This window comes from Chryseobacterium sp. (assembly GCF_022712095.1).
Taxonomy (GTDB): domain Bacteria; phylum Bacteroidota; class Bacteroidia; order Flavobacteriales; family Weeksellaceae; genus Chryseobacterium.
Map to the genome: position 1 here is coordinate 1 of NZ_JALAHD010000024.1, position 10,827 is coordinate 10,827.

11 protein-coding genes are annotated in these 10,827 nt (G+C 34.2%); 3 read left to right on the top strand and 8 right to left on the bottom strand.

Annotated elements, in window-relative coordinates; genetic code table 11:
• Positions 1 to 19: 19 nt before the first annotated feature.
• On the bottom strand, positions 20 to 2,833 hold the full coding sequence (gene leuS, locus Q0A18_RS01090) for a leucine--tRNA ligase (protein WP_292008320.1): 2,814 nt from the start codon (positions 2,831 to 2,833) through the stop codon (positions 20 to 22).
• Between the two features lie 170 nt (positions 2,834 to 3,003).
• Positions 3,004 to 3,471, bottom strand: coding sequence for a lipocalin family protein (locus Q0A18_RS01095; RefSeq protein WP_292008321.1), 468 nt, complete (start codon positions 3,469 to 3,471; stop codon positions 3,004 to 3,006).
• Between the two features lie 226 nt (positions 3,472 to 3,697).
• Between Q0A18_RS01095 and Q0A18_RS01100 the strand changes: the two genes are divergently transcribed.
• Together Q0A18_RS01100 and Q0A18_RS01105 are read left to right on the top strand one after the other, a co-directional pair.
• Positions 3,698 to 4,681 carry an acyltransferase gene (locus Q0A18_RS01100; RefSeq protein WP_292008322.1) on the top strand — a complete coding sequence of 328 codons (984 nt, stop codon included), beginning with the start codon at positions 3,698 to 3,700 and terminating at the stop codon, positions 4,679 to 4,681.
• An 18-nt stretch (positions 4,682 to 4,699) separates the two neighbouring features.
• A complete protein-coding gene (locus tag Q0A18_RS01105; RefSeq protein WP_292008323.1) occupies positions 4,700 to 5,455 on the top strand; it encodes a glycosyltransferase family 2 protein in 756 nt (251 codons plus the stop codon).
• 1 nt (position 5,456) lies between these two features.
• On the opposite strand, the gene Q0A18_RS01110 is transcribed toward Q0A18_RS01105, so the two are convergent.
• From Q0A18_RS01110 to Q0A18_RS01135, 6 genes are all read right to left on the bottom strand, one after another.
• Positions 5,457 to 6,707, bottom strand: a complete 1,251-nt coding sequence (locus Q0A18_RS01110; protein ID WP_292008324.1) for a glycosyltransferase N-terminal domain-containing protein — start codon at positions 6,705 to 6,707, stop codon at positions 5,457 to 5,459.
• The gene (locus Q0A18_RS01115; RefSeq protein ID WP_292008325.1) at positions 6,704 to 7,033 is read right to left on the bottom strand and encodes a cupin domain-containing protein; all 330 of its coding nucleotides are present in this window, start codon (positions 7,031 to 7,033) and stop codon (positions 6,704 to 6,706) included. Before Q0A18_RS01115 ends, Q0A18_RS01110 begins: the two co-directional genes overlap by 4 nt.
• The gene (locus tag Q0A18_RS01120; RefSeq protein ID WP_292008326.1) at positions 7,020 to 7,478 is read right to left on the bottom strand and encodes a DUF1648 domain-containing protein; all 459 of its coding nucleotides are present in this window, start codon (positions 7,476 to 7,478) and stop codon (positions 7,020 to 7,022) included. The genes Q0A18_RS01115 and Q0A18_RS01120 overlap by 14 nt, the downstream gene beginning before the upstream one ends.
• Positions 7,479 to 7,488: 10 nt before the next feature.
• Positions 7,489 to 8,205, bottom strand: a complete 717-nt coding sequence (locus Q0A18_RS01125) for a C40 family peptidase (protein ID WP_292008327.1) — start codon at positions 8,203 to 8,205, stop codon at positions 7,489 to 7,491.
• A 29-nt stretch (positions 8,206 to 8,234) separates the two neighbouring features.
• On the bottom strand, positions 8,235 to 8,882 hold the full coding sequence (locus Q0A18_RS01130) for an O-methyltransferase (RefSeq protein WP_292008328.1): 648 nt from the start codon (positions 8,880 to 8,882) through the stop codon (positions 8,235 to 8,237).
• A 345-nt stretch (positions 8,883 to 9,227) separates the two neighbouring features.
• Positions 9,228 to 10,064 (bottom strand): OmpA family protein, encoded by an 837-nt coding sequence (locus Q0A18_RS01135; RefSeq protein ID WP_292008329.1) that lies wholly within the window; start codon positions 10,062 to 10,064, stop codon positions 9,228 to 9,230.
• An 88-nt stretch (positions 10,065 to 10,152) separates the two neighbouring features.
• Between Q0A18_RS01135 and tilS the strand changes: the two genes are divergently transcribed.
• Positions 10,153 to 10,827: tRNA lysidine(34) synthetase TilS (gene tilS, locus Q0A18_RS01140; protein ID WP_292008330.1), on the top strand; the 675-nt coding region annotated here is incomplete at its 3' end.

Below are 10,827 nucleotides of genomic sequence, written 5' to 3' on the forward strand. Positions count from 1 at the left end.
CACCAATGTTAATTTTTTTTTAAATTACAATATTCACAATTCTGTGAGGCACTACAATGATTTTTTTAGGTGTTTTTCCTTCCAAAATTTGTTGCATTTTAGGATCATTTATCACCAAATCCTCAATTTCTTTTGCAGATAGCTTAGCGGATAAGGATAATTTAAATTTTGTTTTACCATTTACACTTACCGGATATTCTATTTCATCTTCTACCAGATAAGCTTCATTCAATTCCGGGAACTTTTCAAATTCTAAGGATTTATGATGCCCAAGCAAGCTCCAAAGCTCTTCACAGATATGTGGGGCATACGGAGAAATGATAACAGCCAGTGGCTCAAGAATATTGCGTTTATTACATTTCAATTTCTGTAATTCGTTCACTGCGATCATAAAGGAAGAAACAGAGGTATTGAATGAGAAGTTCTCAATATCAAAAACAACCTTCTTTATTAAGGTATGCAATACTTTGTATTCTTCTTTTGTAGGTTCTTCATCTGACACTTCAAAAACATCACCATTGAAATATAAATTCCAGAACTTTTTCAGGAACCCATATACACCGCTTAATCCTTGTGTGTTCCAAGGTTTAGATTGCTCTAAAGGCCCCAGGAACATTTCGTATAATCTTAACCCGTCCGCTCCGTATTCTTCACAGATCACATCCGGATTTACTACATTATATTTAGACTTGGACATTTTTTCCACTTCACGTTCCGTAATATATTTACCCTCTTCCAGGATAAACTCTGCGTTGGCATAATCAGGTCTCCATTTTTTGAAAGCCTCTGTATCCAGTTCATCCGAAGTTCCTTTTAATAAAGAAACATCAATATGAATTTTCTGTGTAGTATGTTCTACTGCCAAGGATTTGGAAACATAAGTATTTGTACCTTCAATTCTAAATACAAAAGCACTCATTCCCAAGATCATTCCCTGATTGATTAATTTCCGGAAAGGTTCATCATGACTGATCCAACCCCTGTCTTTTAAAAACAGATTCCAGAAACGGGAATATAATAAATGACCTGTAGCATGTTCACTCCCTCCAATGTATAAATCTACCTGTCCCCAATAATCTGCCAAATCTTTTTTAACAAAAGACTCCTGATCATTCGGGTCCATATAACGTAAGAAGTACCATGAGCTTCCTGCCCATCCCGGCATGGTAGATAATTCTAACGGGAAAACCGTCTTTTCATCTATTAAATCGGTAGCTACCACTTTCTGATGAGCTTCATCCCAGGCAAAAACTTTTGCATTTCCTAATGGAGGATCACCATCTTCTGTCGGTAAGTATTTCTCCACTTCAGGCAATTCCAAAGGCAATGCGGATATAGGCAAAGTATAAGGCATTCCTTCCTTATAATATATAGGAACAGGTTCTCCCCAATATCTTTGTCTTGAGAAAATCGCATCACGTTGTCTGTAGTTCGTCGTTCCGTGACCTATTCCCTTGTTTTCAATTTCAGAAATTATTTTTGATTTTGCATCATTATAATTTAATCCATTTAAGAAATCAGAATTCACACAAACCGAATCTTTAGAATCAAAAGAAGCTTCCTGAACGTCTTCGTCCGTTTTCACAACTTTTTTAATTTCTAAATTAAACTTTTTTGCAAATCTGTGATCTCTTTCATCATGTGCAGGAACAGCCATTACAGCACCGGTTCCGTATCCCATTAACACATAGTCTGAAATATAAATCGGCATTTTTTCTCCACTGAACGGATTAACTGCATAACTCCCGGTGAATGCTCCACTCACGTTTTTCACGTCAGACATTCTGTCTCTTTCGGTTTTCTTGGAAGTTTCCTCAATATAAGTATCTACTCCTGCTTTTTGAGCAGATGTAGTAATTGTTTCTACTAGCGGATTTTCCGGAGCCAATACCATAAAGGTGGCTCCAAAGATTGTATCAGGTCTTGTAGTAAATACCTCAACAATTTCATCGTGTCCTTCTACCTGAAACTGAACCTGAGCTCCCTGTGATTTTCCAATCCAATATTCCTGAGAATCTTTTAACGGCTGCGGCCAGTCCAAGGTTTTAAGCCCTTGCAGCAATCTTTCGGAATATGCGGAAATCCTCATGCTCCACTGCATCATTTTCTTTTGATATACCGGAAATCCTCCTCTTTCAGATTTTCCGTCCTTTACCTCATCATTAGCCAATACTGTACCTAATGCAGGGCACCAGTTGACAAATGTTTCAGCTCTGTAAGCAAGACGGTAATTCAATAATATATCTTCTTTATCTATATCAGAAGCGCTTTTCCATTCTTCTGCCGTAAAGTTCAATTCATCACTTTGATTAGCATTCAACCCTTCCGTTCCTTTTTCTTCAAAATGTCTGATTAAGGTGTCTATAGGTTCTGCTTTATCCGAATTTTTATTATACCAGGAATGGAACAGCTGTATAAAAATCCATTGTGTCCATTTATAGAAGGAAGCATCTGAAGTTCTTACCTCTCTGCTCCAGTCAAATGAAAAACCTATCTTTTTCATTTGTTCTTCATACCTGTTGATATTTTCTTCCGTAGTAATAGCAGGATGCTGTCCTGTCTGAATCGCATATTGTTCAGCAGGAAGGCCAAAACTGTCATAGCCTATCGGATGTAATACGTTAAAGCCCTGATGTCTTTTATATCTGGCATAAATATCAGATGCTATATACCCTAGCGGATGGCCCACATGGAGCCCGGCTCCGGATGGATACGGAAACATATCGAGTACATAAAATTTAGGTTTATCTGTTGAATTGGAAGTTTTATAGGTTTGATTATCTTCCCAGTATTTTTGCCACTTTTTTTCTATCTGCTTATGATCGTAAAACACTTTATTTATCTATTTTGTTTTTATTAAATAATATCAAGACTTACAAAATTAAAGATTTTAAAAGAAATAGAGCTTTAATTTTTAATTAATTACAATTTACCATTTTTTCAATAAAAAATCTCACCTTAAGAAGATGAGACTGATTTTTTATTGATTGCTGTTACTTATTGTTAAGGAATCCTTTTAAAAGTATAAGTAACTGACTGGTATTCGTTAGGATTTGTCGTATCTTCTATTTTCAGATTGAGGCTATTATCATTAAGTAGGGTTACTTTTCCTTTATCTGAAGCCATTGTTCCCTGATATTTGATTTCTATATCCTTTTCTCTTTTATCGTAAACATATGTGAAATTACGGTCAGACACTACTGTACATATAGCAGGAGTTCCTGCTTCATCGTTATCTGTTCTTTTCCCTGAGTTATTTTCATTAAATACCCATCTGGACTCCTGCTGGCAAGAGGAATATGTAATTTCATCAGAAACACCACCCCCTCCTATAGGAATAACCGTGATAACTTCCTTCACAGGCTGCCATGTTCCTGTAATAGGATATATCAGTTCAGGAGTATCATCATCATTACATCCTGTGATTGCTAATAATGATAATCCTGTAAATAGTAAAGCTAATTTCTTCATAGATCAAATTTTTGAAAGCTTAAAATTATGATTTATTTGTTTTACTCCTTTATTATTTTGAAAAAAAATTAATAAAAATTCCATTTAACAATAAATTTACAGAAATATAACCTAAATCCTTTATATAAACACATCCCAATAAAACAAAATATCTACATTATTACCAATACCCTAAGAAAAACTGGCTTACATATAAAGAAAAAAGAGTTATTTTTGCTTAAAAAAAATGCAGGATATAACTAAAAATAATTTTGATTTCATACGGGTTCTGTTAGCTTTTATAGTATTTGTAGGGCACTTAGGTGTATTAAGCGCCACAGATAAATTAGCCATCCTAATGTACAGTCCCGTAGAAATTGCTGTTTTTGCATTTTTTATTGTCAGTGGATTTCTCATTGCAAGAAGCTATGAAAGAACAACTTCTTTAAAGAGGTATATTAAAAAGAGGTTCAACAGGATTCTTCCTGCTTACTTACTGGTCATCTTTCTTTCTGCTATATTTTTAAGTTTGGTAAGTACTTTATCTTTTTCTGACTATTTCAGTAACCCCGGAGTTTATAAATATGTATTCTGGAATTCGTTATTCATGAATTTCATGGCTCCTTCCCTACCCGGAGTTTTTGGTAATCAAGCAGTAAACGGAGCGCTCTGGACTCTTAAAATAGAATTTTGTTTTTATTTCCTTGTTCCGCTCATCTTTTTATTATTCGGTAAAAATAACAAGTACAGAAACACCAGTTTAATTATCTTATATTTTTGCTCTCTGCTATTCTTAAATTATTTTGAATCCATCGGCAAAATGGCTATATCACGACAAATCCCCGGATCTTTATGCTATTTCATTGGTGGAATGCTGATTTACTTTAATTTTGACAAATTCATCAAATACAAAAATATTCTTTTCATTATTGCGATTATCACCGTATGGATAGATCTGATAGCTAATATTAAATTATTCTCACCGATCATGCTGAGCATTATCGTATTATATATTGCTTATTCATTTAAATTCCTAAATAACTTTGGAAAGTATGGGGATTTCACTTACGGTATTTATATATTCCACTTTCCAATCATCAGGGTATTCACTACTCTTGGCCTTTTTGCCAATCACAATCCTTATATAATGGCTGTTGTTTGTATGCTTCTTGTTATTGCTGTAGGAGTTACATCTTGGCATTTTTATGAAAAAAGATTTATAAAACTTTAATTTTACATCATTACACAAATGAAAGACCTGGTATCCATCATAACTCCATGTTATAATTCCTCAGAATTTATTGAGGAAACCATACAATCTGTTCTTAATCAGACCTATGACAATTGGGAGTGGCTTATTACAGATGATCTTTCCACAGATAATACGGTAGAAATACTCAGAAAGTATAATGACCCGAGAATTAAGCTTAAAGTTTTAGAAAAGAACGGTGGAGCAGGAAATGCAAGAAATCAAAGCCTTAAAAGAGCGGAAGGTAGGTATGTTGCTTTTCTGGACTCAGATGATTTCTGGTATCCTGATTATCTGGAGACGATGGTCAACTATATGGAAGAGCATCAAGTGGAATTGGTTTACTGTAACTATTCCCGATGTGATGAAAATCTACATCCTATATTAAAAGATTTCTTAGCTGATAAAATCGTAACTTTTTCCAATCTGTTAAAAACATGCAGACTGGCTCCGGTATCTACGATGTATGACAGCCAAAGAATAGGAAAGTTTCTATTTCCTGCCAATAGTAAACGCGAAGATCATGTCATGTGGCTCAATCTTTTAAAACAGGTACCTGAAGGATATCCTGTAAAGCAAACATTAGCCAAATACAGAATGCGCGAGAATAGTGTATCGCGTAAGAAGAAACATATCATTAAAGATCAGTATCTCGTTTATAAAGATTTCATGGGATTTTCCACTTTAAAATCTTTGTATTACACTGCTAACTGGGCCCTTAATGGATTTCTGAAGTATTCTAAGATATTCAACTAAATCAGTTGATATTAAAATCCCTCTGAATATGTTTCAGGATAAGTTCTGAAGAATTAGGTTTCTCATTGACGAATCTCTCCGCATTACCTGACATTTCATGGCGTAATTTGTCATCATGTAATAAAGATAGAATAAAGGTTGTTGCTGAAACTTCATCATCAAATGAACGGCCTCCGTTTCTATCGATCAGTTCATCAGCTTCCGGATTTTTTTTGTAATGGTTTCCAAAGATAACAGGTACTCCAAAAGTGGCCGCTTCTAGAATATTGTGTAGACCTGCATTATGAAAACCACCTCCTACTACTGCAATACCCGCATACGAATATAACTTTGACAATAATCCGATACTGTCAATTATTAAGATTTGAGCTTCTTTTGCTGGAAAACTTAAATTTTTATATATTTCGCTATACAAAACAGCATCAGGAAAATTCTGCTTAAGCCTTGGAACTCTTTTTAAATCATGAGGAGCAATAATCAGTTTAATGTATGGATTTTCTCGTGCAATATGTGCTAAAATTTTTTCTTCAGCTTCCCATGAGCTTCCAAAAACGATTGTTTTTTTATGATCTATAAAATCCTCAATATTTTCTATTGTATTAGCCTGAATCCGCAGTTGTCTTACTCTGTCAAATCTCGTGTCCCCTGCTATAGAAGAATTATCAAGTCCTATACTTTTTGCCAGACTACATGAAGAAACAGTCTGATGAAAAAACCAGTCAATATTTTTTCTAAGCTGTTTCACGAACCATTTACCATAAGATTTGAAGTATACCTGCCGGTCATAAAAAAGAGCCGAAATTACATAAGTTCTAATATTTCTGTTTTTTAGCTCCCGCAGCAGATTATACCAGTAATCATATTTAACGGTAAAAAATAATTCTATATTAAGATTTCCTACAAACTCTTTAACGATGGCTTTTTTATCAAAAGGAAGATAGCATACAGCATCAGCAGGATGATTCTTTTTAATCACATTTTCATATCCTGAGGGTGAGAAAAAAGTAACAAGAATTTTATGTTCAGGAAATGATTTTTTCAGTTTTTCAAGAACAGGAAGCCCTTGCTCATACTCACCCAGACTGGCAGCATGCATCCAAATAACTTTATCACTTTTTGAAAATGAGGACTTTATAATAGACAGAGATTCGTCTCTGCCTTTAATTCCTTTCTTGGTTTTTTCGTCAAATAAAGCGAAAATTCTCATTCCTAAAATGAGAGCATTTACAAATATGTTGTAAAAAAAAATCATATTAAAACCCTGTCATTCTTAGTAGTGGAGCTGGAAACAGCTAAAAAATCAAGTAGATCATCCGACTCATTAGATATATAATGTACAGTCTTGGGAAGAATACAAATAGATTCTCCTTCTCGCATTATATACCTTTCATTATTAAGATGAAATACCGCTTTCCCTTTTAGTATATAAAAAGCCTGTTCAGCTTTCTCATGAAAATGAGTCTTTTCTGCAGTAGGAGAAGACATTGATTTCCGCTTAACAGATAACTGAGGAGAATCTCGTAAGATCCAATGATCTCCCCACTGATAATATTCTGAGTTTTCTTTAGACTTCTTCATTTCTTTTCTTTCTGTACATGATGAAAATATTAATTCCTATAACCACAAACAACATCCCTACTAAAACAAACGAAAAATTACTTAAACCATCCTTCTTATTCTGTGCCACAGAAATACTTTCCATAACAATACTTCCTAATAAGAGCTGTAGTGGAATCAACATACTAAAAAGCATTATTCCTAGAGGCTCTTTCTTACGAAATTCCTTGGGTACATTCAGCATAGGTGAATTAGGCATTCTTGAAAGCGATACAAAAAGTAAAAAAATAAAAGTAGCAATGGCCGGCAAAAACCATATCATTCTTTTATGCCCCTGCCCATCGACTTCCCCGTGAAAATCAAAATGAGTAGGAATTGTATCCGGCAACCCTGAATAGTGAGTTCCCGTAAAAATCCAAAGTGAAATAAGCAACAATATATTTATCGATAATAACAGCTTGGACATTATAACTAAATTAAAGAACGTTTTTTATAACTCTTAGTTTATGAGTATGCTTATTCATTTCTTTATTGAAAATACCTGTAGAATCTAAAGTATCAATTCTTACTTTTCCTGAAGCATGAATGATCTTTTGGTTATCCAGCATAATTCCCACATGAATAATCTTCCCTTCGGAATTTTCAAAAAAAGCCAGATCTCCCGGTTGGCTTTCTTCTACAAAACTTAGCGGCTCACCCACTTCGGCCTGCTGATAGGTGTCCCTTGGCAATTTAACATTATGAATTTTGTAAATCAACTGTACAAATCCGGAGCAATCTACGGCAAAAAAACTTTTTCCACCCCACAAATAAGGAACATTTAAAAATTCCTTAGCCGTCAATGCAATACTTTCACGCAGATCATGACTTCTCCTTGAGGCTACAGCAGGAAACTCCACCTCCGATCCCATAGAAAGGAGTGTTCTTCCATCATTCATCATAACTGAGGAAAAATCTTCGGTAATTACCGTTACTTTTCTATGGGCAAGTTCTTCATCAGATACGGGTTTGATTTGCTTTGTATCCATCCAGCCTTCATAGTCATCATAATGCATTTTTATTTTAGTCCAGTTTTTATTAACTTCCAAAATATCAGCACTTTCACCGAATAATATTTCCGTAACAATTTCTGCTCTGTCAGAGTTTTCTGCACGTACAGGTGCTACCGTAACAATACAAATTCCTTTATTCATAATATTGAATGAGATTTCAGGTCTCGTTTTTATTTTTTCCGGAGAAAATTCACTCCGTCACGCAAAGGTAAAATAAGATTTTCAAAGTCGTCATCTTTTGCAATCAAATCATTAAGCAGCTTGATATCCTGTGTTGATTTCTGCTTAGAATTTTCTTCCAATACCTTTCCATACCAAAGTACATTATCAAACATAATTACTGATCCGGATCGGGTTCTGTCTTTGATGAGTCTGAAATATTCTGTATAATTTTCTTTATCTGCATCAATAAATATCAGATCAAAAATTTCATCGGTGGTTTTTAAAAAGTCTTTTGCATCCTCAATCTTAAAATCAATCTGATGAGCATATCTACTTTCTCCAAAATACTTCCGAGGAAGATAAGCGAGATCTTCATTCACATCCAAAGTAATCAGCCTTCCTTCTTCAGCCAATCCTTCAGCTAAGCATAAGGTGGCATATCCTGTAAAGGTACCTATTTCCAAAATTTTTTCAGGACGTAACATTTGAGAGATAATCGTCAAAAGTCTCCCCTGCTGATAACCGGAAATCATATGAGGCTGAGTCGTTTTCTGATAAGTTTCTCTTCTCAGTTTTTTCAAAATATCGGGTTCATTAGAAGCATGAGTTTCTAAATATCGGTCCATTTCCGGGTCTTTCTCTTCAAAATAGCTCATCCTGTAAATTTCTTCTAAATTAAGGTAAAACAATTGATTTTCAAAAATAGGGAAAATCCCGAAAAAAATCCGTAAAAACCCTGAGGTTTCCCGGTTATTTAAAAAGTAAATTTGTAAAAAGCTAATTAAACAATCATGAGAAAAAATGATGAAAAAAAATTTATCCCACAAGGAAATAAAAAAATCTAATAACACAGATATTCCTCCAATCAACAAAAACCAAAAAAAAGTACCCAATTCATTTTTTCAAAAGATTATTTCATTATTGAAAAAAGAAGAGTTAATTTGATTAAACAATAAATCCCGGAAATTCCGGGATTTATTGTTATTAGAAAGTTTTATTTCTTATTTCTTTATCGGTGCGATATCCATCAGTTTCATGAATTCATCCAGTTTCGGCATAATGATGATTTCAGTTCTTCTGTTTTCAGCTCTTCCTGAAACACTCATATTGGTTGCTTTAGGATTATATTCTGAACGTCCTCCTGCTGTAATTCTTGCAGGATCTACACCAAACTGAGTCTGCAAGATTTTAGCAACAGCTGTTCCTCTTAACGCAGAAAGGTCCCAGTTATCTCTTGGCAAATTCATTGAATTCAAGGGTGCATTATCTGTATTTCCTTCAATAAGTACAGAATATTTATCATAGTCATTGATTACTTTAGCCACTTTACCTAGCACTTCTTGTGCTTCCGGTAATACATTGTAATCTCCTGTTTTGTATAACATTTTATCAGAAAGAGAGATCATTACCACTCCTTTTAATACTTTTACCTGCACATCATCATCTGCCACATTATCAAGAGATCTTTTTAACTTGTTGGATAATGCAAGATTCAGACTGTCATTTTTAGCATTGGAAGAAATCAATTGTTTAATGTATGCATTAGATGCATTAATTTCTCCTACTAACTTATCAATGTTTGCTGAACTTTTACCTGTATTGGACAAACAGGCATCCAAAGATGATTTCAGCGCGTCGTGTTGACTCTTAAGGAGGTTATTTTCTCCTGACAGTGCAGAATTCTGAGCTTTCAGATCCTGAATTTCACGTTGTCTTTCTCCAATGTTTTCAATACACTGCTTATAGTTGGTGCTCAAAGCATCATATTGCTTTTTGCTGACGCAAGATGTCAATCCCAACACCATCGCAGAAACTGTTAAAACTTTTAAAATCTTCATAAGTTAATCTTTTTTAGACAAATCAAAGGTAGGGAATTGAATTTAATTTTATGAATTATCTTTGTGTGAAAGAAATCAGATTGACGTAATGCTCAACAAATCAAGTTTTAAAATTCAACTGGAACATCTCATAAAAACTCCTCAGAGCCATACTTATCTTTTAGCAGTAAGCGGAGGAGCAGATTCTATGGTTTTATTGAATTTATTTCATTCATTTTTCTCTTCACAAGAAGATAAATCATTATTTCATGTTGCTCACATCAATTACAAATTACGGGGTGAAGATTCTGATTCAGACCAAAGGGTAGTTCAGGATTTTTGCAATCAGCATTCAATTCCTTTTCATTTATATGAAGTTTCGGAAAGAGATAAAACACCTGAAAACTCCATACAGCTTTGGGCAAGAGATTTACGTTATTCTTTTTTTAATAAAATACGGAATCAGGAAAATTTAGATTTTTTAGTTACCGCCCATCATCTGAACGATCAACTGGAAACTTTCCTGATCAATCTTTCCAAAGCATCGGGAATTAAAGGATTAAGCGGAATCCCTGCTAATGAAAATCAGATTCTGAGACCTTTACTTTCTTTTTCCAAGGAAGACATTTACGAATTTGCAGAAAAGTCCAACATCCAATTTAGGGAAGATATTTCCAATAAGAAAAACGATTATTTGAGAAATAAAATAAGAAATAAAATAGTTCCTTTGCTTTTAGAGACCAATGGGCATTTCTTAGATAATTTCAAAAGAAGTTCTTTATAC